Source organism: Capnocytophaga sp. HP1101 (assembly GCF_054772415.1).
On record NZ_BPUU01000001.1, the window covers coordinates 172,335 to 199,235 of the forward strand.

Here is a 26,901-nt window from a genome sequence, read left to right on the forward strand (position 1 = left end):
GGGGGAGGTTTCCACCATTTTTCCATCACTTTCCCGTCTCTACAGTTCCCCCTCCACGAGGGGGCTAGGGGGAGGTTTCTCCGATTCCTCAGACCCCCTCCGACCTCTCAGAGTCTTTCCAACTTGTTCAACTTGTCTCCAGTCGCCTTTCCGTCGCATCTCCCCCTTTGAAGGGGGCTAGGGGGGATGTCTTCTTCGTCTCTCGTTCCTCGTCCATTTCCCCCTAATGCCTATTGCCTAACGCCTATTGCCTCTTCCCCTTTCTTTCGCCTCGAAACCCTGTTTTTGGCATTTTTGGCATTGTTGTATTACAGTATGAATCAATTACTTACATACCCTTTGTATAACAATCGTCCAAGATTCGTATAAGCATCCTATAAGCTTTGTATAAGCTCCACATACCCATTTTACCTTTTACCTTTTATCTTTTACCTAAAAAACCTCTTCTGAAAACCTTCGTTTCCTTCCGACAACTCCAACACCCCCATTTTCCATCACTACAGTTCCCCCTTTGGAGGGGGGTAGGGGGAGGTTATCTTCCCTTTAGAGGTTGTCCGCGATAGCGGAGTAAGTGAATTAGGGGGAGGTTATCTCCTTCAGCCTCCTCAGAGTTTTAGAGCTTCTCCAACAAGTCTGAAATGTCTGACTCGTCCAACTCACCCAAACTCCTCCAACCAATCTCCCCATTATTGCCCGCGTGGCTCGCACCTGCCATTTACTAATTCTCTAATTTACTAACTAACCATTAATCATTAACCACTAACCATTAATCATTAATAACTAATTCTTAAATTTGCTAATTTACTAATTATCCCTACCTTTGTCGCTCCTAATGGTCAATTTGCTAATTTGCTAATTCTCTAATTTACCAATTATGTACGATTCTTTAAAAAACCATTTCTCACAAGCCCTCCCTTTTACTGAAGAAGAACTCCGTGCAGTAGACCGTTATTTTGAGGAGCACACCTTTGTCAAGAAAGCAATGCTACTCGAAGCGCCTCAGCCTTGCAAACACCTATTTTTTATTGTGAAAGGCTGTGTGCGTCACTTTCATACCAAAGATGACGGTACGGAGAAGACTTGTGATATTTCGCTTGAAAACCAATGGACAACCGCTTTTATGAGTTTTAACAACGGCACGCCCTCCAATCTGTCATTGCAAGCCTTAGAGGAGACCACCGTTTATAGTATTAGCAAAGAACGGCTCTTCGCCCTTTATGCTGAACATCATAATTTTGAAACCTTTGGCAGACTGATGGCAGAACAAATTCTCCAGCGCGCCACCGATACCGCTATGTACCTCGCTGCCGACAAACCCGAAGAGCGCTTTCAGCATCTGTTGCACTCACGTCCTGAACTCTTTCAACGCGTACCGCAAAAGTATATTGCCAATCTACTGGGTATCAGCCCCGAAAGTTTAAGCCGATTACAAAAACGTATGCATTCCAAAAAATCTTAACTTAAGTCAACGAGTGGGGAGCTCATTGCGCCGTACTTTTGCCCCGAATTTTAAAAAGAACGCGTAATGAAAACACTCAACGATTATCAAATGGCTTTAGATGATGTAATGGAATTCATCGACAACGACCTCCTTCAAGCTAAACTTCCTGAAGTAGAAGCCGATTACAACAAAAATCCTTCTTTGCTTAACAAAGTGCGCTTAGGGATTATTTATCACGAAGTAGCCTTAAACTTAGGCTTTTTTAGTAAGCAGTACAAAGGCTATGCACAAAAGAGCCTCACCATTTTATCGGAATGCGAAGTGAGTCCCGAAACCCCTGAGGCACTACAGCCTTTTATCCTTTCCTACGAGGCTTCTGCTATGGCTTTGGTAGCTGGTGAAACCTTTAAGTTATCGCTTATCGGCAAGAGTTTCAAACTTTTTGAAACTGCTATTCAAAAGTACGGTGCTGTACACTATCTCCCTGAATTTATGCGCGGTAGCGTAGCCGAAAACCTACCTTGGTTTTACTTCAGCAAGCGCGCACTTGCCAAAATCGACTTCGAGAACATCATCCGCAAAGAGGCTCAAAACCCCGAATATGCTTCGTGGAAGATAATGAGTTTCGTGTATTGGGCGTGGGCAAAACAACACCCACAACGCAAATACCGCTCGCAAGCTCTTGGTTATCTGCAAAAAGCTATACAGCTTGACCCTAATTACTTAGCAGGACGCAAACGCTCAGAAGAACTGCTTTCTCAATTAACAATGAACAATTGACAATGAATACTTTGCCAAAGTTTTTGCCTGTGTAGCTCGCACCTTTGGCAAAGTTTTTTACAAAGCTTTTACTTCTAAAACTAATTTCTAACAACCAAAAACTTGTTAATTCACTAATTTTTTGTAATTTTGTCTTTTCAAATTATATTATTATGCCTTACACTATCACTATCACCGATGACAGTCCGCAAGCTTTATCTTTTATAAAGTTTGCTCGCACCCTTGATTTTACTAAGGTTACGAAATCCAAAGACACTAAAAAAGAAACTGTTACTTCCGATGTTTTAGAAGAAGATGAGTATGGTATTCCTATAAAGTATCGCGACGAAATTATGGCTATTTCTAAGAAAGTAAATAAGGCTATTGCCAAACGTTGGGACGCTGAACTCTCTAAACGAATTGAAAAAGAAGCTATATGATAGTTATTTCAGATAGCAATATTATTTTCAGTTGTTTCTATGCTCCCAATGGAGTCATCGCTAATATATTGCGCAATAAAAAGAACCCTATACAATTCATTGCGCCTGATTATCTTTTAGAAGAAGTTGGAGAGCATTTGCCTGAAATAATAGACAAAGTGAATATGACTAAAAGAGAAGCTCTTACTTTTTTGAAAGAAGTTACAAAAAACATTACATTCTACAAATTAAAAAACATACCTTCAAAATATACTTCTCAAGCTAAAGAGATAGTTAAAAATATAGATATTGATGACTATCCTTTTGTAGCTCTTCACTTTCAGGAAGGTCATAAAATTTGGACTTGTGATTTCAAACTTATCAACGGACTAAAAGAAGAAGGATTTGATATTTGCATCACTACTCCTGAAATAAAGTCTAAGACTTATAAAAAGGAATAAACTCAAAATATCGACAAATTGACAAATAAAATTAATGATTACACAATTACAAGGAAAACTCGTAGAAAAGAACCCTACTCACGTGGTAATCGACTGCCACGGGGTGGGGTATTTTGTAAATATCAGCCTCAATACCTATTCCGCACTACCTGAAGGCGAAGCTATCAAACTATACACTTATCTGCAAATCAAAGAAGATGCCCATACACTTTATGGCTTCCTCACCAAAGCTGAGCGCGAAGTATTTGTGTTGTTGCTCTCAGTATCAGGGGTAGGAGCAAGTACTGCTCGCACTATGCTTTCCTCTCTTACCGCAGCTCAGGTGCGTAGTGCTATTATCAACAGCGATGTGACTACCATTCAAGCTGTAAAAGGTATAGGTGCTAAAACAGCCCAACGCGTAGTACTCGACCTCAAAGACAAGATGCTCAAGCTACAAGACTTTGAAGAAGTGACAATCAGTGCTACAAACACCAATAAAGAAGAAGCCCTTGCAGCCTTAGAAGTCTTGGGCTTTGTGCGCAAACAAGCTGAAAAGACAGTCGATGCCATTATCAAATCGACTAATGAAGAGCTTTCAGTAGAAGAAATCATCAAGCAAGCCCTCAAACGCTTGTAAAAAGAAACAAAATTGCAATTTCGTCATTCGTAATTTGTCATTCGTAATTATTTTTGTATCTTTGCCCGCTAATTGATTGGTAAAATGAAATATCTCATATATATACTCTTGGCACTCACCACTGTAGGTTGTGGTATCTACAACTTTACAGGAGGAAGTACGGGCGACGCTAAAACCTTTCAGGTGAACTTTTTTCGAAATGATGCGCCTTTGGTAGAACCTGGGCTCGACCGTGATTTTACCATCGCCTTGCAAGATTTGATTAACAACCAAACCAACCTCAGCCTTACCGACCGCAATGGCGACCTCGTGTACGAAGGCGAAATCGTAGAGTTTAATATTACCCCAATGACCGCTACCGCAGGACAAACAGCCGCCCAAAACCGGGTTACCATAGGGGTAAATGTGCGCTTTACCAATAATAAAGAAGAGAAAAAAGACTTTGAAAAACGCTTTTCTTTTTACTATGATTATCCTGCAGCAGCGCAGTTTAACTCAGTAAAAGGCGAAGCTATCCCACAGATATTCGAGCGTATCACCCAAGATATTTTCAACGCTTCATTAGCAGATTGGTAACAATCAAGTAACAGGTAATAAGCAATAGTGACCGTAAAGCAATTCATAGAAATTATTAGGCATCCCTACACTATTAACGATGATCAAGTGTATGAACTCGACGAGATAGTGAAGGAGTACCCTTATTTCCAAGCCGCAAGGGTACTACAACTCAAGATATTGCACTCCGAAGGAAATTACAAGTACAACAAAGCTTTAAAGCTTGCCGCAGTGCACGTAACCGACCGCTCGGTATTGTTCGACTTTATCAACTCTAAAAGTATTATCCCTGATTTCTCAGCCCTACGCCGTGATTTTGAACGTATTCGCAAAGCCCGTGAACGCAAAGAAGCTGAAGAAATTGAGAACACTCCTCCTAAAGTAAGCTATATCGACCACGAACCACGCTTGTATCGACCTAATGTACCCGAATCTATATTTGAAGAACCTATTTTTCCTGAAGATTTAGTAAACCACCAAGAGTTAGCAGGTGCTTTTGTACCTAGAGATGTAGAGGAAAAACCTAAAACGGATACTGATAACATCTCTCAATGGTTGGAAAACATCTCCGATGAACACACTGAGGTCGCTTACAAAGACGAAAAAGTAGCCGAAAAGTTCAAACTCATTGATAAGTTTTTGGAAAACAACCCTAAAATTGAAGCCTCAAAAGACTACGTGTCAAACGCAAATTTAGCCGATGAAGTGAAGTCTGACCCTAAACAATTAATGACTGAAACATTGGCACAAGTATATGTAAATCAACGCAAATTCAAGCAAGCTATTCAAGCCTACGAAATATTAATTTTGAAAAATCCAGAAAAAAGTGCTTACTTTGCAGCCCTAATAGAAAATATTAAAAAACTACAGCAAAATAATTTATAAGAAAATGACTACATTCAACATCTTTTTAGTACTTATTGTAGTAGTATGCTTACTACTCGCTTTGGTAATTATGGTACAAAACCCTAAAGGGGGTGGACTCTCTTCTACTTTCGGTGGAAACACACAAGTAGTAGGCGGTGTAAAGAAAACAGGCGACTTCCTCGAACGCAGTACTTGGACGTTTGCTACTGCTTTAGCCGTACTTATCCTTATTGCCAACACTTTACTACAAGGCAATACCGGTGTTAATGCCGATTCTAAACTACTCGACGGTAGTACCCCTACCGCCCCCGTAGCTCCTCTTAACCAACAACAAACTACTCCTGCCAACAATGCTACCCAAATGCCTGCTACTCCTGCCACTTCTTCCAATACAGGAAACTAACCAACTGACAAAACGTCAGTTGTTGCAGATTGGCACACTTTCTGAAATACCCACTTCGATTTTTTATAAAAGGAATTAAAAATACTGAAGGTTAAACAATAGAACTTTGACAAAGTCTACTGAGGACTTTGTCAAAGTTTTACTAACACCTAATTCCTAAGGCCTATGGCCTAAAACCTAACATCTAAAATAATTAAAAACTAAACAAATAATGGCAAAATTGAATATTAAACCTTTAGCTGATAGAGTAGTGATAGAGCCCGCAGTGGCTGAAACTACTACCACATCAGGTATTATCATTCCTGATACTGCAAAAGAAAAACCTCAAAAAGGTAAGGTGGTAGCCGTAGGCGCAGGTACTAAAGATAATCCTGTAACCCTAAAAGTAGGCGATACCGTATTATATGGCAAATACGCAGGCACTGAGCTCAAATTAGAAGGTAAAGACTACCTCATTATGCGTGAAAGCGACGTATTAGCAGTTATCTAATAAAACGAAACACTTAAAACTAAGAACTAAAAGAAAATGGCAAAAGATATTAAATTTGACATAGACGCTCGCGAAGGCTTAAAACGTGGCGTGGATGCATTGGCAAATGCAGTAAAAGTAACTTTAGGTCCTAAAGGACGTAACGTAATCATTAGCAAATCATTCGGTTCTCCTCAAGTAACTAAAGACGGGGTGACCGTAGCTAAAGAAATTGAACTTGAAGACGCACTCGAAAATATGGGTGCTCAAATGGTGAAAGAGGTAGCCTCTAAAACCAATGACCTCGCTGGTGACGGTACTACTACCGCTACTGTTTTGGCACAAGCTATTGTAAAAGAAGGTTTGAAAAACGTAGCTTCAGGGGCTAACCCTATGGATTTGAAACGCGGTATTGACAAAGCCGTAGTGAAAATCGTCGAACACCTCGCTAAACAAGCTAAAGAAGTAGGTTCTTCATCTGAAAAAATCAGACAAGTAGCTTCTATCTCAGCTAACAACGATGATACTATCGGTGAACTTATCGCTCAAGCCTTTGAAAAAGTAGGCAAAGAAGGGGTAATCACTGTAGAAGAAGCCAAAGGTACTGATACTTACGTAGACGTAGTAGAAGGTATGCAGTTCGACCGCGGTTACCTTTCACCATACTTTGTTACCGATTCTGAAAAGATGGTAGCAGAACTCGACCGTCCTTACATCTTGTTATACGACAAGAAAATCTCTACTATGAAAGATTTGTTACCTGTATTGGAGCCTGTAGCACAATCAGGTAAACCACTTTTGATTATTGCTGAAGATATCGACGGAGAAGCCTTAGCAACCTTAGTAGTAAACAAATTGCGCGGTACCCTTCGCATCGCTGCTGTAAAAGCTCCTGGTTTTGGTGACCGTCGTAAAGCAATGCTCGAAGATATCGCTATCCTTACTGGTGGTACTGTAATCGCTGAAGAAAGAGGCTTTACTCTTGAAAACGCTACTATCGATATGCTCGGTACTGCCGAAAGAGTAAGCATCGACAAAGATAACACTACTATCGTGAACGGTGCTGGTAAATCAGAAGATATCAAAGCACGTGCGGCTCAAATCAAAGCGCAAATTGAAAATACAACCTCTGATTACGACCGCGAAAAATTGCAAGAGCGTTTGGCTAAACTCTCTGGCGGGGTAGCAGTTCTTTACATAGGTGCTGCTTCAGAAGTGGAAATGAAAGAGAAAAAAGACCGCGTAGACGATGCTTTGCACGCTACTCGTGCCGCTGTAGAAGAAGGTATCGTAGCGGGTGGTGGTATTGCCCTCCTCCGCGCTAAGAACGCCTTAGCAAAACTCAAACCTGTAAATGCCGACGAAGAAACAGGTATCAAGATCATCTTGAAAGCTTTGGAAGCTCCATTGCGCACTATTGTAGAAAATGCTGGTGTAGAAGGTTCAGTAATCGTAGCGCGTGTACTTGATGCTTCAAGAGACGCTTACGGCTACAACGCCAAAACAGGTACTTATACCGATATGTTCAAAGCAGGTATCATCGACCCTAAAAAGGTAACCCGTGTAGCTTTGGAGAACGCTGCTTCTGTAGCAGGTATGATCCTCACTACCGAATGCGCTTTGGTAGATATCAAAGACGATAAGGCAGCTGCTATGCCTCCAATGGGTGGTGGAATGCCTGGAATGATGTAATTGTAAATTCATAGCATTATTATCATATTTTATTAACACGAAAAATGGGGAGAGCTTTATTGAAGCTCTCCCCATTTTTTATATTTTAGCTCTATATAAACCTTTTGAAATGTGAAAAAAATGCAAACATTTTGTAAATAAAACGTTAAAAAACAAGGTAAAAATGAGAAAAGCAAATATTTTACTGCTAAAAATGATTGTAAAAATGAAAAAAGCTGTACATTTGCCCCGAATTTAAAACACAAGTAATAAACATTTTTTTTATATGAAAAAAACCTTATTGAGTATTGCAACTGTCGTTGCGATGATAACAAGTGCTAACGCACAAGATATGCTAAGTAAGAGCAAATTTTTTGACAACTGGCAAGTAGGTGTTAAAGGTGGTGGATTCTCTGATACTCACCGTGAAGCTTTCTTTAAAAACACCCGTGCCACTTTTGGAGCTGAGATTGGCAAACAAATCTCTCCTGCTTTCCGTTTAGGCGTTGAAGGTATGGCGTATGTACGTCCTGTAGGATTAGACGAAGATGTAGATGCAGGTAACTTTATAGACAATACCAATGTAAGCTTGGTAGGTACTGTAAACTTGAGTAACCTTATCGCTGGTTACAAAGGAACTCCTCGTTTCTTCGAAGTAGAAGGTTTTGCAGGAATTGGTTGGAAGCATAGATATGTACAAGATATCGCTCCTAACTACAGAGAAAACTATAGAAGCAACAGTATGTCTGCTCAGTTTGGTTCTAACTTATTGTTCAATTTAGGTGAAAGCAAAGCGTGGGGAGTTAAATTAAGTCCTGCTATTATTTATGCAGTAGATACACCTACTGAGAAAAGTTCAGTAAACAGCTTAAACAGCCTAAACTCTTTCATTCAAGCTACTGTTGGTGTAGTTTACCGCTTTAAAGGAAGCAATGGCGCTCACCACTTCACTACCGCTACTCAAAATCCTGACAATAGTGCAGAATTGGGTAGACTTCGTGATGAGTTGAACAGCAAAAACAGAGAATTGTCTGACAGCCAAAAACAAATCAAAAAATTGCAAGATGACTTAGAGGCTGCTCGCAACAAGAAACCAGAAGTAGTAGAAAAAGTAGTTACCAAAAACAAGAAAACTTTGGAATCAGTAGTTACTTTCCGCGTAGCTAAAACTACTATCGATGCTTCTCAGTTGCCTAACGTAGAGCGTATCGCTTCTTACCTTAAAAAACACCCTGATGCTAAAGTAACTATCAAAGGTTATGCTTCACCAGAAGGAAACTTGGAAAGAAACAAACAATTAGCTGATGCTCGTGCACAAGCTGTTAAGACATTGTTGGTTAATCGTTACAAAATATCTTCTGACAGAATCCAAGCTGAAGGTAATGGTATCGGTGATATGTTCAGCGAACCAGATTGGAACCGTGTAAGTATCGCTACTATCGTAGAGTAATGAAATAACCCTACAAATAAGAACTTACAAATAAAAATTAAGTAAAAAAGACTATCCTAATTAGGATAGTCTTTTTTTATAATTCAGTGAGTTAGAGTTGAAAATCAAAGAAGAGAGACTATAATAGTTGAAAAAATGTTAATGTTTTTTAAATGCTGCGAATACTTCAAAGTTTAAAAAGTAGCATACTTAATTGTCTTTTATAGCATTAAAATTGTTAAAATATTATTTATCAACGAAATAATAAAAAAGTCATTCTTGCCGTTTAATTGAAGCTTGACCGAAGGTAGAGCGAAGCTAAAGCGAACCTAAGACGAAGCTAAGGCGAAGGAAAGACGTTAGTATCTTGAATATCAATAGGAAAAAAACCTTTATAGCCTTATTGAATAAAAAGTGTTAAAATAGCGTTTTTAACAGATAAAATGCAAAATTACTACTTCTTTTTACTAATACCAATCAAGGGGTGAATTAGCTTAATAATTATGAACCTCTCCCCTTTCACATAACTTTGCTCTCGCAACACACATACCCAGCTGTGAGCCCTTGCCAGCTATCTCCAAAGGAGGAAACGTAACGCAAAAGCGACTCAAAAATAATATATAATACTAATATGAAAATAAAAAAGACTGCTTGTATCAACAACAAACAGTCTCTTTATGAAGTTATAGACTTTGGCTAAGTTTGAAACTTTGTCAAAGTCGGAGATTAGTATTCGCCAGTAGGTTCTACAAATATTTCTTCTTTTTCTTTATGTCCGCTAATGCTTTCTTGTATCGCTTGGAAAAATACAAAGAGCACGGGTATTACAATCAATCCAAAGAAAGTACCTATCAACTGACCTACAGCTGCTCCCGTCGCTACCGAGCGGTTCCCTGCTGAACCTACCCCTGTGGCAAATACCAATGGCATCAAGCCCACGATAAAGGCAAAGGAGGTCATCAAGATAGGACGCAAACGCGCCATTGCCGCATTAATCGCTGCTTTGGAAAGGCTTTCCCCTTGGTGGCGGCGCTGAACGGCAAACTCTACAATCAAAATGGCATTCTTCGCCAAGAGTCCGATGAGCATAATGAGTGAGATTTGGAAATAGATATTGTTTTCCAAACCAAACAACCATTGACCCAAAAAGGCTCCAAAGATACCAAATGGCAGTGAGAAGAACACCGATAGTGGCAATACATAGCTTTCGTACTGAGCCGAAAGGATAAAATAAGTGAATATCAAACTGAGCAAAAGGATGATAATGGTTTGTGAACCTGCACTTTGCTCTTCGCGTGTCAAACCTGTATAATCAATACCGTAGTTGCTATTGAGGGTTTGAGCTGCTACTTCTTGTACGGCTTTTAGCGCATCACCGGTACTATAAGCCGCATTGTTCTGCGCTGAAATAGACACCGAAGTAAAGAGGTTGTAACGACTAAGCGATTGAGGCCCAAAGGTGCGCTCTAAGGTAACAAACTCGCTAATAGGCGCCATTGCCCCGCTGGCTGTTTTTACAAAAAGGCTGTTGAGGCTGTTCACATCTTTGCGCGATTCGGGCAACGACTGTACCATTACGCGGTACTGTTTCCCATAGAGGGCAAAGTCGGTGGCATAGAAACCACCTATATAGTTCTGTAAAGTAGAAAGAATGGTGCTTACCGTAATTCCCGATTGCATTGCGCGTTCCACATTGATATCCATCTGGTATTGTGGGTAATTCACATTGAAGGAAGTTTGGGCAAACTGAATTTCGGGACGTTGGTTCAAAGCGTACAGGAACTCTTGAGCATTCTTATTCACCTCATCGATATCACTCCCTGATTTATCCAAGAGCACAAACGATACCCCACCACCTACACCGAAACCAGGCACAGAAGGCGGTTGGAAGAAAATCACGTTAGCATCTTTAATTTGGGCAGTTGCCTGAAATGCACGCCCTATAATCGATTGGATATCCTGACCTTTGTTCTTAGCGCGCTCTTCAAAAGGTTTCAGCTTGAAGAAGCCCATACCGTTGTTACTACCTTCGCCCGAAATCATACCACGCCCTGTAACGAAAGTAACGTTCTCAACACCAGGAATATTGGACAAACTTTCGTTGACTTCGCGCATAATGTTCGCCACGCGTTCCATAGAAGCTCCAGGAATCATTGAAACATCCATCATCACGAAACCTTGGTCTTCATTAGGCACAAATCCCGATTTCATTTGTCGGTTAGTGAAATAAATCGCGCCGCCCGCTACGATGAGCAACACCAAAGTAACCCATTTATGGCGGAGGAAGAAGGTAAATGTTTGTCCGTATTTACGAGTGGCAGCGTTAAAAGCCACATTGAACTTATGAAAGAACTTCCCGATGAACGATTTATCTTCATATTCCTTATCGCCGTGTGGTTTGAGGAAGAGCGAGCAGAGTACAGGACTCAACGTCAATGCATTGACAGCCGAAATCGCAATCGCAACGATGAGCGTTACCCCAAATTGCTTGTAGAACACCCCAGTGGTACCCCCCATAAAGGTTACGGGCACGAACACCGCCGCCATCACGAGGGTGATAGAGATAATAGCCCCTGTAATCTCGTTCATCGCCGAGATCGTAGCGGGTTTGGCTTTCTCGTGGGTTTGTTCCATTTTGGCGTGCACCGCCTCGACGACGACAATCGCATCGTCCACCACAATACCGATAGCCAACACCAATGCGAAGAGCGTGAGCATATTGATAGAATAACCGAAGAGGTTCAAGAAGAAAAACGTACCCACGATAGACACCGGTACGGCAATGGCAGGAATGAGCGTAGAGCGGAAGTCCTGCAAGAAGATGTACACCACCAAGAACACCAAGAGAAACGCCTCTAAGAGGGTACTCACCACCTTAGAAATAGCGGCATCCAAGAAGGTATTGGCGTTGTAGTTGATCGTATAAGTAATCCCTTCGGGGAAAGAAGGCTCTAATTCTTTTAAGAGTTTTTCAATATTCTGAATAATCTCGTGCGCATTGGAGCCTGGTGTTTGCGAAATACCCATCGCCACGGCAGGACGACCTTTACTTTCGGAAAAGCCTGAATAGCCCAAGGCATCGAGTTCTACGGTAGCCACATCTTTGAGGCGGAGGATACGACCCCCATCCAAGGCTTTGAGCACCACATTTTCATATTCAGCAACTTCGGTATATTTACCTTTGTACTTGATGACGTACTCATAGCTACTACCGCTGTTTTGACCTAAAGTACCTGCCGCAGCTTCACGGCTTTGTGCCGAAATAGCCGCCGTTACTTCAGTAGGGTTCAGACCATAAGCTTGGAGTTTTTGAGGGTTGAGCCAAATACGCATCGAATAGGTTTTTCCCCCAAAAGCGTTGGCATCCCCTACCCCACTGATACGTTTGATGGCAGGAATCACGTTGATGCTCAAATAGTTTTGCAAGAACACATCGTCTAATTCAGGATTATCAGAGAAAAACGATAAGAACATCAAGTTACCCGAACTCTGTTTGCGCACCGTTACCCCTGCTTGGGTTACTTCGGCAGGCAAAATAGCATTGGCACGCGCTACGGCATTCTGCACGTTCACCGCTGCAATATCGCCATTGGTACCCTGCTTGAAATAAACCGTTACATTGGCAGCCCCGCTATTGGAAGCCGATGAGGTAATATAGTCCATATTTTCTACCCCATTCACCTGTTCCTCAATAGGAATAATCACCGATTTGAGCACCGTTTCGGCATTCGCACCCCCATAGTTGGCTGATATTTGCACCGTTACAGGGGCAATGTCAGGATATTGGGAAATAGGCAAGGAGACAATCCCCAGCACCCCGAGAATGACTATCATAATTGAGATTACCGTTGATAGTACCGGTCTGTTAATAAAACTTTTTATCATAAGTTAGGTGTTATACTTTTTAAAATTCTTGATGCGTAGGGCGCAAAGTTATCTCGTTGATGGCTACATCGGCGGGTTGCTCAATGGCGTAGGCGATAGCACGAGCCACCGAATCGGCGGGGATAGCCGATTTATACGATGCTTTGATCATCTCACTGGATTCGGGATCGGAACTACCATATTTGAGTTCGCTATCTACAGCTCCTGGGTAAAGCACTGTTACGCGTATATCGGAAGTCTTTGCCAATTCTATACGCAATCCCTCACTGATGGCTTTTACGGCAAACTTGGTGCTGCTATACACTACACCTATACTTGCTGCTACGCGCAATCCTGCTACCGACGATAGGTTGATAATATGTCCGCTGTTTTGTTCCTTCATTGTAGGCAGCACCGCAGCGATGCCATAGAGTACGCCCTTGATGTTGATATCGATCATCTTGTCCCACTCGTCTACTTTGAGCTTGGAGAGGGGTGCCATAGCCATCAGTCCGGCGTTGTTCACCAATACATCGATGCGACCATAGGCTTTGAGAGTCTCTTGAGCCACGCGTTCTACGTCTTCTTTCTTAGTAACATCGCATTCCACCGCAAGGGCTTTGCCTCCCGCTGCTGTGATGCGGCTTACTAAACTGTCGAGGCGGTCTTTACGACGTGCAGCGGCGACGATAATCGCTCCGTACTCAGCTAAATGAAGGGCAGTAGCCTCGCCGAGTCCGCTACTGGCACCTGTGATAATCAATACTTTATCTTTAATGTTTTCTTTCATAAATACTAAATTATTAAATATTAAAATATAGAAAAGGAAGTGTTTTTATAGTAAAAAACACTTCCTCTTTGAGGGTGTTACATTATTCTCGGTACAAAAGTAAGACAAAAAACTTGTTTGAGAATGAGGTTTGATGTTAATCTTTTCTTAAAGTCATAAACAGAGGAGAGAAGTGTCTATTTTTCTTCTTGTATCACGTCTTTATATTCAGCCCAAAAGAGTTCGAACTGTGACATTTTCTCGTAGAGAAACTCCATCACAGGTTGCCAAGTAGCTTTGTTGTGAATGGTTACCCCCGTGAGTTCCACATACACACAACTGATTTGTTTACCACTCTCTAAGACGAGATGCTCTTCAAAAACAGCATCGGGCAGATATTCGCTTTGGAGGATAGATTTCAGTGAGAGCAATTTGTTGTAATACAGCTCACGTGTAACCGCGTCGTTATCTTCCACAGCAAGCAACACCCGTGCCTTGCGGGTGTCAAATGAAAACTTAAAACTGAAATCCTTAATTTTGGTATCGTAAAGTGTCCATTTGCGAGGAAACGATTTACCAAAGGATATCCAGAAGTCTTCGCGGAGTTTTTTAGCTTCGGATTTACTGTACAAGATATTAAGCGTCAGGTATCAAAATTGAATATTTGCTAAGAAAGACTCACTTGTGCTATCTATTGTTTTAAATAAAAGAACACGATACATTATAGAGCCATCTTTCTCAAAAACACCAAATCGATTGTCTTTTAAATCATAAGCTACAAATACATTAGGAGTAAGGGCTGGTTTAATTTTATAACGCAATTCATTTGTTTTCTTATCATATAATTCATACAAAAAACCTACTTTTTTAGCATATAAAAATTCTATATAAGGGTCTACTTCTATTATTTGATCGCTTTTAGGGGTAGGGGTAACTTGCGGTGTAGACTGAGTTGCTACTACAGAAGGATGCACTGAAGCAGGCGCTTTATACTCCGACTTGAAATTGGCTAAAGCATTGCCAGCAAGAGCGTTGCGCAAGGCTTCTTGGTAAGATTTCTTAAATTCCTTTTCGCGACTTTTGCCTATCTCGGAGGTGAAGACTGCTTTGTTAGCACAATCGGTGAGGACGAATTGTACCTTAGAGGTCATCATATTCGACTCGTTTTTTACATCTGCTTTGAGGAATTCACAAGGATTTTGGAGTAGCTCGGCAGGGGTCTCGCTCTCCATATATACTTTAAACCCTTGCTTTTCAAGCAAAAATTTGGTGAGCATATTCAGTTGGTACTGATTGTCCTCTTTCTGGAAAGCATAGCGATTAGGCACAATCACTGTTTGTGCTACAAGAGTCAGTGGTAGTAATGCTACTAAAAATAATATTTTTTTCATTGGTTTCTAATATATTTATTCATATTCATTATTCTTCATTCTAGCTTCAAGCTCGGCTTGAAACTCTTCAATAACAGGTTTCATCGTGCTTTCTGGAAGATCAGAGATGCGAATATACATCAGTCCGTCCACCGAGTTATTAAACAGTGGATCGACGTTAAAAGCAATTACCTTAGCGTTTTGCTTGATGTACTTTTTGATGAGCACTGGTAAACGCAAATTACCCGGTTCTATCTCATCGATGAGTTTGTCGAACTTATTAAGGTCAGCCTTCGTTTCATCAAAAATAAAGTCTTTATCCTCGTCTTTGAGTTTTACTTTGAATTCTTTTTTAGGGCGTACATATTGTGCGATATAAGGGTCATAGAAGTTAGACTTCATAAACTCTATCATCAGCGATTTAGAAAAGTTAGAAAACTGGTTACTGATACTCACACTACCTAACAGATAAGAGTGTTCAGGATAGCGCAATGTGGTGTGTGCGATGCCTTTCCACAATAAAAACAGTGGCATTGGCTTCTGTTGGTACTCCGAAATGATAAAAGCACGCCCCATTTCAATGGTTTTGCTCATCATATCATATAATTCAGGTTCAAAGCGAAATAAATCGTGAGTATAGAAGCCTTCAATGCCATATTTAGGAAATATTTCAGCCCCTAATCCCATACGATAAGCCCCTACTATCTTCTTAGCATCAGTATCCCAAAGAAAAAGATGATGGTAATAAAGGTCGAACTTATCTACATCAGATGATGCATTGGTGCCCTCGCCCACCTCTCGAAAAGTAATTTCACGCAGGCGACCTATCTCTTTCATTATATTAGGTATCTCACTATAGGGCGCTAAAAACACCTCGTAATTGTTATTTTTTAGCAGTCGGTAATCCTTTTTGGTGATGTTATCAACTTCCTTCTCTATGAGATCTTGCTTGATAGGCGCTTCAATCTGTTGTGGGTTGCTACCACTTTTGCTTGATTTTAGCACATTGGGTAACGGCAAAAACTTTTTGTCCTGTTCTAAAGCATTGGCTAAAATATAAGTTTTCTTGCGTAAGAATTCGGTAAAATCTTCTAAATTAGTATGCTCATCTTGCATTGCCACCGAAATAGGTTTACCAATGCGTATGTAAATGGTACGCTCTTTCTGAGTGAGCAATTCCGAAGGCAATTTAGCGGTACGCAACGTATCGCTAAGGCTCGCCAAGAAATAGAACAACTTACTGTTTTTAGCGTGAAAATAAATAGGCACGATAGGCACCTTAGCTTTCTTAGCAAGCTTCATCGCCGCTTCTTCCCAAGGCTTATCAACCATCAACTGACCTTCTTTCGTAACTGATACTTCCCCCGCCGGAAAAAGCCCCAAAGGTTTACCTTCTTTCAGATGCGCAATCGTGTGTTTAAATCCTACCACGCTCGACTTAGCGTCTTTACGGTCTTCAAAAGGGTTTACAGGCAACACATAAGGCGCCAAAGGCTCTATGCGTTGCAAGAGGAAGTTCGCCATAATCTTAAAATCAGGACGCTTTTCCAAGAGCAATTTCAAAAGCAAAATACCATCTATCCCCCCTAACGGGTGGTTAGAAATAGTGATAAAAGCCCCTTCCTTGGGAATATTTTTAAAATCTTCTTCAGGTATTTCAAACTTTATCTCAAATTCATTGAGCAATTTATTGAGGAAATCAAGTCCTTCAAAGTGCTTGGTTCGGTCGTAAATTGCATTGAGTTTAGAGAGGCGAAGTAGCTTCATCAGCGTCCACCCTCCAAAAGTACCCAAAAAGCCTAATTTATCAATATTAACTGCCTTAGCTACTTCTTTAGCACTTACCAATCCTTTATCTTTTTGCTTTTTCATTCTTCTTTAAAGTCTTATGATTGTTTCCCTTTTTGCAGTTGTTTCATTCTTTTCAAGCGTATCATCACTTCATCACGATGCAAGGCTTTGGTTGCCACTTTCCCTACAGTAAGACCTTGCACTAAAATCGAAAACAATACTACAATATAAGTAATTTGCAACAGTGTTTCTTTAAATCCTCCTTTATCAGCAGGTATAGAGAGTACTAACGCAATTGATACTCCCCCACGAATACCCCCCCACACCATTGTGATGAGTGAGCCTCTTGAATAAGTAGCTACCTTGCGTAATATCGTTTTGGCAGGAATGTAAATCGCTAAAGCACGCCCTAATAAGCATACAAGAATCGCAATACCGCCTAAGAGAAACTGTCCATCGAGGTTATCAATGAGTAGCATCTCAAAGCCTATGAAAAGGAACAAGATAGCATTCATTATCTCATCTACAATAGCCCAGAATTTCTCAAGATAGTCTTTATTCTCGGCACTACTGGCTTTCTTGCCTACATTGCCTACAAAAAGCCCCGCAATCACCATTGCCAATGGTGACGACACGTGTGATGCCTTCGCTATGAGAAAACCTCCCATCACAATAGCCAAAGTAAGCAGTACACTCACGTGATAATCATCAGCTTTTTTCATCATTTCAGAAACTATCCACCCCAAGAGCACACCAAGGAATATTCCTCCTCCTGCCTCTAAAAAAAAGAGCTTAGTAATAGTGTTAAACGAAGGCTCAAAAGTACTGTCAGTAGCCAATTTCAGCACTACAGCAAACATTACTACCGCTACCCCATCGTTGAAAAGTGATTCGCCTGTAATCTTAGCTTCAATACGTTTAGGTACATTCACTTGTTTGAGAACCCCCAATACCACAATAGGGTCGGTTGGAGAAATAAGCGTACCAAAAAGCAAACAGTATATGTAAGGAATATGAATATTTACCAAAGGAGCAATGTAGTACAGCAAAAGTGATATAAAGAAAGCTGAAAGTACTACACTGATAGTCGCATATGTGAAAATAGAAATTTTGTAGTTCTTAAGGTCGTTGATATTGATATGGAGTGCTCCTGCAAAAAGAAGGAAGTTCAACATTGCTCCCATCAGTATTTCATTGAAGTCAAAACCTTGTAAAAGCGATTCAAGACGGTGCGCAAGCCCTGTAAATATCTCTCCTCCAAAAAGACGTACGCCCACCGATACTATCATAGCAATCACCATAATACCTATGGTCATAGGTAGTTTTACGTAGCGCACATTCACGTACGAAAACAAGGCTGCTAAGACGATAATCACTGAAAAAGCGTAGTATAACTCCATTAGTCCTATTTTATTTTCGGGCAAAAGTACAAATAATTTGCTAATTTACAAATTTACTATTTCGTTAATTGCTTTTGAAGTCTTTTCTGCCGTTGTTCAACAAGGTCAGAGAAGTTGTATAACAAGGCTGGCGTTTGGTATTCTAATTCGCCACTATTGATAGCTCGTAAGATTATTTCCTCTATCCAATAGTCCTCTTCCACATTCATAGGGTCATAGCCTTTTTTAAGAGAAAGGTCGTACAACCACGCCGTTTTGTTATACCAATAGGCATTCCAGCCGTTGCGCAGGTCTTTTACCAAATTATAGGCAGTTTTACCTGTTTGTCGGTGAATAAGTTTTATGAGAATACGCCCTTGTGAGCGGGAAAGTTTTTTCAGTTCATCGGTGAAGTGGTCTTCTATATAACGTTGGGTACGTTTCACATATACTTTTTTCTGACGCTTATTTTGCATCGTGTCCATTGTATGTTCCATCGTATACAAACGGTCGGCAGCCATTTTAGCATACGGATACACGCGTTTCACACGACTGCGAAGAAGCAAATAGCGCTTCTGAGCTTCTGCATCCCCAAAAAAATGCTCTTTGCCAAAAACACTCACCTCAGCAAGCCGAATCGTATCACCCGAGTAAAACTGCTGGTCAAAAATGTAAATAGTGTCACGTGTTTGAGCGGTGAGGCAGACAAAAGGTAAGAGATAAAAGATAAAAAGTAAAAGATAATGTTGTATATATGTAATGATGTATTTCATAATGCTTTTTGTTTTTTTATCTTCTCAACGTCATTAGAGTTTGAGAAATTTTGTATTGCAAAAATTATTCCAAGTTTACCTCTTACCGTTTACCGTTTAGCTATTACTTTTCCCCTAACACTGCCATTTTTATCGCAGTAATAGCCGCTTCTACCCCCTTGTTACCTAACTTGCCTCCACTGCGGTCAAGTGATTGCTGAAGATTGTTATCAGTGAGAACGCAGAAGATCACAGGCACGTTACTTTGTATCGCATTCAGCTGTGCAATGCCTTGGGTTACCCCTTGGCACACAAAGTCAAAATGTTTGGTTTCTCCTTGTATCACACAGCCTATCACAATAATAGCATCTACCTGCTCAGTGTCGAGCATTCGTTTAGCACCGTGCACCAGTTCAAAGCTCCCTGGCACTTCCCACCGAAGAATATTTTCTTCCAGAGCCCCACAGTCTTTAAGGGTTTCAATTGCTCCGTTACGCATTCCGTAAGTTACTTGCTGATTCCACTCTGAAGTAATAATCCCAAAGCGAAGAGTCTTCGCATTTGGGATTACATTTTTATCGTATTGAGATAAGTTCTTATTTTCTGTTGCCATTATTTTACTTAAAAAGAAAAGGTAAAAGGTAACAGTTAAGCGTAAGTTTTTCCTGTTACCTTTTACCTAATTACCTTGTTAATTATTGAGATATTCTCCCTATAAAGATATCAATAGTACGCGCTTCTTCTGAGGTAGGATATTCATCTTTAATGCGCTCGTAATATTTTAGCGCATCGTCTTTCTTCCCTTGCATAGAAGCTACAATACCTGCCTTTTTGAGATATAGTGGAGTTACAAAATCGTTCTTGCTATGTTCAAAGGCTTTGATGTAATATTTCAGTGCCTCAGCGTTATTTTTTTGTTGAAGGTAAGCATCACCTATGTTTCCATAAGCCAAAGCTCCAAAAATAGCATCATCCGAACTAAATTCTTTCAAGTGGTTTATCGCGTTGTTATAGTCACGCAAACGCATATAAGCCATACCCATACCGTATTCAGCAAGATTAGCCGCTTTGGTACCGCTATAGTTCTCTATTATCTGCTTAAAACCATACTTCCCTTTTCCTCCGTTGATTGCTACTCTAAACAGAGAATCTTGCGCTTTAGCATCAGTAGCTTCCATCGCTTCATCAAAGAACTGTTGCGCAAAGAAAAGCTCATTAGCTGCACTCTTTTCCTTAGGAGCTTTCACAAATTGTTGATAGAGTAGGTATCCTAAGCCTATCACAGCTATGGCTATGAGAGAGCCAATAATAATTCTCTGATTGCGCTTTACCCAATCTTCGGTACGAGTAGCTCCTGCATCAAGGGCATCAAACACCTCAGCAGTAGTACTTTCTTTGTGTAAACGAGCTTCTTGAGCTTCGTCTAAGTGTTCGGTATCTGTGTGTCTATTAGGTCGGTTGTTGTTCTTTTTGTAAGTTGCCATATATAATTTTCATTAAAGTTCGGCAAAAGTACAACTTTTATTTGAATTAGAAAGCAAAATACAAAAAATTATTTACTCGTTAGCTAATTTTCCTCTTTATCTATTCACCAACAAGGTACGCTACAATCAATCTATTAAACACATTGCCTTCGCCTTTCCGTCGCTACAGTTCCCCCTTTGGAGGAAGTCTGCGAGAGCAGAGTATGTGAATAGGGGGAGGTCTCTTATGCCTTTGCGTCTCTACAGTTCCCCCTCTCTGAGGGGGTCAGGGGGAGGTTTCCTTCGTCACTCGTCTCTCGTCATTTATTCCCCTTTTCCATCACTAATTCCCCCTTTGAGGGTTATTGGCAATTGCCGAGTAAATGAATTAGGGGAAGGCTTCAATTTACTCTCGCCTTCCCCTCATCTTCTCTGTTTATCGTAATATTACTGCTCGTCGTGCTACGACTCGTGCTACGACTCGTGCTGCGACTATTTAGTAACACTTGTTACTTCTACTGTCCACTCAGCGGTATTGCCATTAGCTGCCTCAATCTTGTATTTATGTGGGTTTGTCCAGTCTCCTGGGGTACCCAATCGCGGTGCATCGCCTATCGGGAATACACGAGCAGCGGTGGAAACCGATAGAATAACAGTGAGATTAGCTTTGCTTACTTTATCTCTTTCCACAGTCGGGAAATCGCTATTAGCAGCAGGTACTGTTACTTCTATTTTTACAGTTTTATCGGTCTTGTTAATCTCCTTCTTGTTCACTGTTAAATTGATGAATTTCACAATCTTTTGGTTACTTGCCTTCGATATTTCATCGCTGATAAACCGATATTCCACTCTGTCTACATTGGTAACATCATTTTCTTCAAAGGCAGGCAACTCTTCCAAATTGCTTTTCAAACAACTGTTAAAGCCTATCGCTAAGATAGCAAAAAGTGCATATAATATATATCTTTTCATTTTTTTTCGTTTTTAAGTTATTACCAACCTGGGTTTTGTGTGTCGTTTATACCACTTGCCGAGCGCTGGTCTAAAGTACCTTGTGGGATAGGCATCAAGTAGCGTTTAGTAGTAAAAGTGCGTTCCCACGCCCCGTTGCGGGTAATTTGGGCTACCATAAACTGCTTGCGGTCTTTGGTGATTTGTATCTTGTGCACAGGGGTGTTAAGTGCGTTTATCACTGCTCCTGCTGCAGCTCCGTCATTAGCATCGCCTCCGTATTGTCCCCAGCGCAAGAAACTCCAGTATAGGTCACCTTCGTAAGCCATTTCCACACGGCGTTCGCGTATGTAATCTTTCCAAGCATCGGCTAAGGTGGCTGCTGTCGAAGCGGGTAAGTTTCCGTGGGTTACGCGTGTTCTGTTAAGAGCGGTAACCGCTTGTGCCACATCACCTTTTAGCAAATAGGCTTCTGCCAAGTTCATATACATTTCACCCAATCGCGCTATTACAAAATGGTAATCTGTATTATTGCTTACGTACACGCGGGGTTCAACTTGCACCACAGCTTTGCGCCAGTAGTACCCCGAAGCGGTAGTATACCAAGAGTCCGATTGCCCTTCGCGCACGCCTGCCCATAAGTTACCGCAAATATTGGTTTCCACCTCTTCTTTCAACCAAGTGCTTTGGTCGTACACAACGGTTTGATAGAAACGAGCATCGCGGTGCTGATACATTAGGTTGCTGATGTTAGTCTCAGTAGCCCCACTTTTTATCTTCCCGTAACGGGTGATGATATTCCCTTTGGCGTTAGTACCTAAATCGGCTGCCTCAGGCACATTGTGGCGCACGGTGTTTAGAGCGCCTTCAGTAAGCGATGAAATATCTCCGTTTTCCACATTGTTGAGGAACTGTGAAGTCTCATACCAAGGTTTAGCCGTGTGGTCTGCTTGGTCTACCACCAAATATTGGTCTATTAAATCTTGTGTAGGGAAGTAACTTGCCCAACCTTCAAACGAACGTCCTTTGGCATCCGTAAATTCTTTACCGCCTACAAATTTTACTTCGTTATTGTTGATATTCGGTACAACTCTTATCATCTCGTTAAAATTACCTACCGTTGTATTGAGGCTCAAGCGATAATGAGCTAAGATAATCTCCTTGTCATACTTGCCCGCCTCTACAAACATATTGCCGAAGTTTTCTGCCGAAGTAAGGGCGTATTTGCCTGAGTTAATCACTGCTTTTGCCGATTCAATAGCGATATCTAAATAATGAGCGTCTTTGGTATAAGCGTAGGCTTGCAAGGCAGCACGACTTCTAAAAGCGTGAGCTGCGTACTTGTTGGCTCTCCCTGGTGCCGAAGTCTCTGGCATTCCTTGGGTGGCTTTGGTCAAATCGTCCATTACATATTTGTAGCTCTCGGTAGGATTTTTGGTGTAGAGTGTCCTAAAAGCCTCTTTGTCTTTGGTGTTGAGCACCCTTAAAATGGGTACAAAACGTCCTTGCCAGCGTGTTTGGTGGAAAAATAATACCCCTCTTAGCAAATAACCTTCGGCTTTTAACGCCTCAGTAGGAGCTTTCTCTATAATCATATTGCACTCGCGCAAGTTGGCAAAAAAGTCATCAAGCCCTTGTGCCGAACCTGTAAATCTATCAAATCGCTCCACAGGAAACGCATCTAAGTTGTTTAAATCGCTGTGGATACCATTAGGCGTAATACTTTCTGAATAAGCATAACCCGTAAAGTTGGTAATAGTGCCGTTATAAGAGTTGATTACAAACGACTCAGCCGACTCTTTACTGCCCCAAACCGTCTCGTCGTCATAACTCTCAAATGGTTTGGTATCAAGTTCATTACAAGCAGTGAGCCCTGTTAGAACTACCGCTATACTGATATATTCGATATATTTTTTCATATACTCTTGTTTTTATAGTGCGACATTTAAACCTAATGAAAACATTCGCTCATTAGGATATCCAAAGAAATCACTGTTCACTATTTCAGGATCCATACCGTACTTAGTGGCTTCCGAAATAGTAAATACATTTTGTCCGCTAAGGGTAAGCTTCATAGCGTATATCCACTTGTAGTCCTTCAAAGCGGCTTTCTTCAAATCATAAGAAATTGAAAAGTCTTTCAATCGCAAATAAGCCCCATTGATGAGCCAATGGTCACTACTTGCCACGTTATTATTGCCGTTTACTGAATGCGAGGATACTAATCGTGGAAACTTAGCTCCTGTATTGTCGGGGCGCCAGTAATCCAATTGGAACTCGTAGAAAGGTGTAGTACCCGCATTGGCACTTTGTCCCAAAATACTACTACCTAAATAAATATCAAAACGTGTAGCCCCTTGTAAAAGCACATTAAACGAAAAAGCTTTATAGCTCACTCCTAAATTGATTCCATAGTTAGCTCGTGGGAAACCGTTTTTACCGATACGTGCAAAATCAGCTCCATCAATCTTACCGTCTCCGTTGAAGTCTTCGTATTTGATGTCTCCTCCTGTTAAGTGATGTGAGTTCACGCGCTTAGGATTGTTGTACACATCGTTAGCGTCTTGGTAATACCCCAAGGTGCGATAACCTGTACCGTAGTAACCTACTTGTTGAGTGGTGCGTAAATACGGGTTTTTACGGTTTTCTAAGCTCTCATCAGGGTTATTAGCCCATAATTGGTCAAAGAAAGTAGTGTTCACCGAAACACTGTATTTCAGTTCGCCTATGTTGTCTTTCCAACCCAATTGCACTTCGTAACCCGCACGGCGGTGTTCTTTGTTAGAGAGTACTTTAGGTAACGACTTTCCAAGAGGGGCGGTATACCCTACTTCCAATGGGTCTGGTGCGGTAAGATAACCAGTAGTTTTGTAGAAAAAGTAGTCAAACGAACCGTACAAGCGATTGCTGAGCGACTCAAAATCAAAACCTATGTCGGTTTGTTTGGTGGTATACCACGTAATATCGGACGAAGGAATATCGCCTTCCGAAAAACCTTGATAAAACTTGCCGTCAATCACATAACTTGTATTATTCAGGTTATAAGAGGGCAAATAAGCAAAACGCCCTACACCACTGTCCAAACCCACTTCTCCATAAGAACCGCGTAGTTTAAGCAAGTCGAAAATATGGCGCTCTTTAAGCGTTTTCATAAACACTTCATCCGAGAGTATCCAGCCGAATGAACCTGAGAAGAAGGTACCCCAACGCCTGTCCTTAGGAAAGAGGTCTGACGCATCGTGGCGCATACTACCCTCTACAAAATAGCGTTTGGCATAATTGTATTTCAGTTGTCCCACAACACCAGCTCTACCGTTTTCGCTTTCACCACCGCCTCCGTCCATACCTTCTTTTGGTCCTGGATTAAATTGGTCGATAGGAAAATTGTAGTTAATTCGCTGATGCCATAGGTTATTGTTAAAACCATAAGAGGCTTCATAACCCGCAAGTGCTGAAATGCCGTGCTTGTTAAAATCCTTAACGTACTCAGCAAAAGCTTGATAAGTATACGTATATGCATTGCCAACCGATTTGTTGAGTTGCGGTTTAGCTACAGCTGCGGGCGTAGTGCTATCCCAGTCGTACTGTTTAGCATCTTTACGCCAAGACTTATCTTCTGAGCTCATATAACGATAGTTGAAGTTACCTCTCACTTTCAAACCGCTTACCCAAGGCAATGCCCATTGCAAACCTATCTGTCCGTTAATATGTTTGTAGTTTTGGCGTGAATACCCTGCATCTCTCGAAGTCTCGGCTACAGGGTTATCGGTAGTGTTTACATAAGGAAGTCCGTATTTATTCACCGCAGGAGTCAGCGGATTGTGGTTTACCAAAGTATGGCTAAACACTTGGTAATAGCCACTTGCAGTCGATGAATAAGGGTGTTCGTTTTCTTTTAAATAACCGTCGATAGAGGTATTACCTGAAAGTCCCGTACCGGGTATGTCGAACTCTTGGTTCACACGGAAGTTAATCGTCTCCATATGGTGCGTACCACTGCGGTAGAGTGAACCCTTATGCAAATAACCTAACGAAGCCAAATACTTGTTGTGTTCTTTACCTCCTGTTATTTGCAAATTGTGCCGATATTGCTGTGCAAATTCTTTTAAGATAAGTTTTTGCCAATCGGTATTGGGGTAATTCAGCTGGTCGCTACCATCTAAAATCTTTTGCAATTTGTCATCGGTATAGGTGATGGGCAAATTGTCGTTTTGTTTAGCGATATTGTTTTGCACCGCCCACTGATAGGCATCTAAGCGTTTAGGAAGAAACGAAGGCTGTGAAATGGTTACAGAGTGATTGTACTCAATGGTAGTAACCCCCTCTTTACCACGCATAGTGGTCACTTGCAAAATACCATTAGCAGCACGCGCTCCATACACCGCTGTCGCCGAAGCGTCTTTCAATACCGAAATAGACGCGATGTCCTCGGGAAGCAGATTTACAAAATCGTCGTAATCGCGTATAATGCCATCAATTACTACCAATGGCGTACCTCCCCCGCGAATAGAAATCGTACTGCGGTTGTCAAGCCCAGCCGAGCCTTTCACTATCAACCCTGGTGAACGCCCTGCCAATCCTTGCGTGATATTAGTTACAGGAATTTCTTTTAACTCCTCTGTCTTAACAGAAGATACTGCAGAAACAAGAGATCTTTTAGTAGATGTGGTATAACCCACCACCACCACATCGCCCAACTCTTGTACTTGAGGTTTTAGTAAAGTGTTGATTGTAAGGGATTTACCCCCCCCATTTACGGCTACTTTCTTAGTCTGTGTTTCGTAACCTACTGAACTAAACTCCAATACAGCATTATTAGGTGCATCAATGCTGTACTTTCCATCAAAGTCCGTTGCTACGCCGTGTGTAGTACCTTTCACCAGTACACTCACCCCTGGTAACGGACTTTTTTGCTCATCAGTAACCGTACCGGTTACCTTTATTTGAGCCCTACCTACTTGTGCACAGAAGATGAGCGCAAGTAGTAACAAACAATAAATACGTCTGTTCATATAACAAAGAAAAATTTTGGTTAACTAAATTAGGTCGTTTTCAATGTCGCAAAAGTATAACACTTTTTTAACACACGCAAGTTTTTTATCAAATATTTTTACGAAATCTTTCTCTATTCTTTCTTTAATATTCATTTATAGCCAATTATACAAACGCTTTTCTTCTTATTCCTACTAAAAACAACCACAACCCAACCTCCATTTCCCCCTATTACACCTCCGCCTTACCCTCACTACAGTTCCCCTCTCTGAGGGGGCTAAGGGGAGGTTTCATTCGTCATTCGTCACTCGCCACTCGTCATTTATTCCCCTTTTCCGTTCCCACAGTTCCCCCTCTCTGAGGGGGCTAGGGGGAGGTTTCGCTCGTCATTCGCCCCTCGCCATTCGTTCCCCATCGCATATCCCCCTAATACCTATGGTCTAATGCCTATTGCCTCTTCTCTTTCTTTCGCCTCGA

The 26,901-nt window shown here is 41.3% G+C and carries 23 protein-coding genes; 11 read left to right on the forward strand and 12 right to left on the reverse strand.

The window, feature by feature from the left end:
• Positions 1 to 874 precede the first annotated feature (874 nt).
• The 11 genes from RCZ04_RS00675 (at position 875) to RCZ04_RS00725 (ending at position 9,114) form a co-directional block, all read left to right on the forward strand.
• Entirely contained in the window at positions 875 to 1,459 is a 585-nt protein-coding gene (locus tag RCZ04_RS00675) for a Crp/Fnr family transcriptional regulator (protein WP_460483998.1), read from the forward strand.
• 66 nt (positions 1,460 to 1,525) lie between these two features.
• Entirely contained in the window at positions 1,526 to 2,221 is a 696-nt protein-coding gene (locus tag RCZ04_RS00680) for a hypothetical protein (protein ID WP_460483999.1), read from the forward strand.
• A gap of 152 nt (positions 2,222 to 2,373) precedes the next feature.
• Positions 2,374 to 2,640 (forward strand): glutaredoxin-2 domain protein, encoded by a 267-nt coding sequence (locus RCZ04_RS00685; RefSeq protein ID WP_460484000.1) that lies wholly within the window; start codon positions 2,374 to 2,376, stop codon positions 2,638 to 2,640.
• A complete protein-coding gene (locus tag RCZ04_RS00690; RefSeq protein WP_460484001.1) occupies positions 2,637 to 3,080 on the forward strand; it encodes a PIN domain-containing protein in 444 nt (147 codons plus the stop codon). Before RCZ04_RS00685 ends, RCZ04_RS00690 begins: the two co-directional genes overlap by 4 nt.
• A 34-nt stretch (positions 3,081 to 3,114) precedes the next feature.
• Positions 3,115 to 3,699, forward strand: a complete 585-nt coding sequence (ruvA, locus tag RCZ04_RS00695; protein WP_460484002.1) for a Holliday junction branch migration protein RuvA — start codon at positions 3,115 to 3,117, stop codon at positions 3,697 to 3,699.
• 84 nt (positions 3,700 to 3,783) lie between these two features.
• Positions 3,784 to 4,275, forward strand: coding sequence for an LptE family protein (locus RCZ04_RS00700; RefSeq protein WP_460484003.1), 492 nt, complete (start codon positions 3,784 to 3,786; stop codon positions 4,273 to 4,275).
• 27 nt (positions 4,276 to 4,302) lie between these two features.
• Complete coding sequence (locus RCZ04_RS00705; RefSeq protein WP_460484004.1) at positions 4,303 to 5,139, forward strand: hypothetical protein; 837 nt, start codon at positions 4,303 to 4,305, stop codon at positions 5,137 to 5,139.
• 4 nt (positions 5,140 to 5,143) lie between these two features.
• Positions 5,144 to 5,524: a preprotein translocase subunit SecG gene (gene secG / locus RCZ04_RS00710; RefSeq protein WP_460484005.1), complete on the forward strand. Its 381-nt coding sequence runs from the start codon at positions 5,144 to 5,146 to the stop codon at positions 5,522 to 5,524.
• 211 nt (positions 5,525 to 5,735) lie between these two features.
• Entirely contained in the window at positions 5,736 to 6,014 is a 279-nt protein-coding gene (locus RCZ04_RS00715) for a co-chaperone GroES (protein ID WP_460484006.1), read from the forward strand.
• 36 nt (positions 6,015 to 6,050) lie between these two features.
• Positions 6,051 to 7,685, forward strand: a complete 1,635-nt coding sequence (groL, locus tag RCZ04_RS00720; RefSeq protein WP_460484007.1) for a chaperonin GroEL — start codon at positions 6,051 to 6,053, stop codon at positions 7,683 to 7,685.
• Positions 7,686 to 7,950: 265 nt separating this feature from the next.
• Entirely contained in the window at positions 7,951 to 9,114 is a 1,164-nt protein-coding gene (locus RCZ04_RS00725) for an OmpA family protein (protein ID WP_460484008.1), read from the forward strand.
• A 705-nt stretch (positions 9,115 to 9,819) separates the two neighbouring features.
• Here RCZ04_RS00725 and RCZ04_RS00730 read toward each other — a convergent pair.
• The 12 genes from RCZ04_RS00730 to RCZ04_RS00785 all read right to left on the reverse strand — a co-directional run bounded on the left by RCZ04_RS00730 (position 9,820) and on the right by RCZ04_RS00785 (position 26,444).
• Entirely contained in the window at positions 9,820 to 12,978 is a 3,159-nt protein-coding gene (locus tag RCZ04_RS00730) for an efflux RND transporter permease subunit (protein ID WP_460484009.1), read from the reverse strand.
• 19 nt (positions 12,979 to 12,997) lie between these two features.
• Positions 12,998 to 13,747: an SDR family oxidoreductase gene (locus tag RCZ04_RS00735; protein WP_460484010.1), complete on the reverse strand. Its 750-nt coding sequence runs from the start codon at positions 13,745 to 13,747 to the stop codon at positions 12,998 to 13,000.
• A gap of 176 nt (positions 13,748 to 13,923) precedes the next feature.
• Positions 13,924 to 14,358 (reverse strand): DUF4268 domain-containing protein, encoded by a 435-nt coding sequence (locus tag RCZ04_RS00740; protein ID WP_460484011.1) that lies wholly within the window; start codon positions 14,356 to 14,358, stop codon positions 13,924 to 13,926.
• 18 nt (positions 14,359 to 14,376) lie between these two features.
• Positions 14,377 to 15,117, reverse strand: a complete 741-nt coding sequence (locus RCZ04_RS00745; protein ID WP_460484012.1) for a hypothetical protein — start codon at positions 15,115 to 15,117, stop codon at positions 14,377 to 14,379.
• A 15-nt stretch (positions 15,118 to 15,132) separates the two neighbouring features.
• Positions 15,133 to 16,968 (reverse strand): GNAT family N-acyltransferase, encoded by a 1,836-nt coding sequence (locus RCZ04_RS00750; RefSeq protein WP_460484013.1) that lies wholly within the window; start codon positions 16,966 to 16,968, stop codon positions 15,133 to 15,135.
• Positions 16,969 to 16,982: 14 nt separating this feature from the next.
• On the reverse strand, positions 16,983 to 18,287 hold the full coding sequence (locus tag RCZ04_RS00755) for a cation:proton antiporter (protein ID WP_460484014.1): 1,305 nt from the start codon (positions 18,285 to 18,287) through the stop codon (positions 16,983 to 16,985).
• Between the two features lie 56 nt (positions 18,288 to 18,343).
• Entirely contained in the window at positions 18,344 to 19,039 is a 696-nt protein-coding gene (locus tag RCZ04_RS00760) for a DUF4294 domain-containing protein (RefSeq protein WP_460484015.1), read from the reverse strand.
• 103 nt (positions 19,040 to 19,142) lie between these two features.
• Entirely contained in the window at positions 19,143 to 19,631 is a 489-nt protein-coding gene (ribH, locus tag RCZ04_RS00765) for a 6,7-dimethyl-8-ribityllumazine synthase (protein ID WP_460484016.1), read from the reverse strand.
• A gap of 82 nt (positions 19,632 to 19,713) precedes the next feature.
• Positions 19,714 to 20,502 carry a tetratricopeptide repeat protein gene (locus RCZ04_RS00770; RefSeq protein WP_460484017.1) on the reverse strand — a complete coding sequence of 263 codons (789 nt, stop codon included), beginning with the start codon at positions 20,500 to 20,502 and terminating at the stop codon, positions 19,714 to 19,716.
• A gap of 471 nt (positions 20,503 to 20,973) precedes the next feature.
• Entirely contained in the window at positions 20,974 to 21,453 is a 480-nt protein-coding gene (locus tag RCZ04_RS00775) for a DUF5018-related domain-containing protein (protein WP_460484018.1), read from the reverse strand.
• Between the two features lie 20 nt (positions 21,454 to 21,473).
• Positions 21,474 to 23,351, reverse strand: coding sequence for a RagB/SusD family nutrient uptake outer membrane protein (locus RCZ04_RS00780; protein ID WP_460484019.1), 1,878 nt, complete (start codon positions 23,349 to 23,351; stop codon positions 21,474 to 21,476).
• A gap of 12 nt (positions 23,352 to 23,363) precedes the next feature.
• The gene (locus RCZ04_RS00785; RefSeq protein WP_460484020.1) at positions 23,364 to 26,444 is read right to left on the reverse strand and encodes a SusC/RagA family TonB-linked outer membrane protein; all 3,081 of its coding nucleotides are present in this window, start codon (positions 26,442 to 26,444) and stop codon (positions 23,364 to 23,366) included.
• Between the last annotated feature and the right edge of the window lie 457 nt (positions 26,445 to 26,901).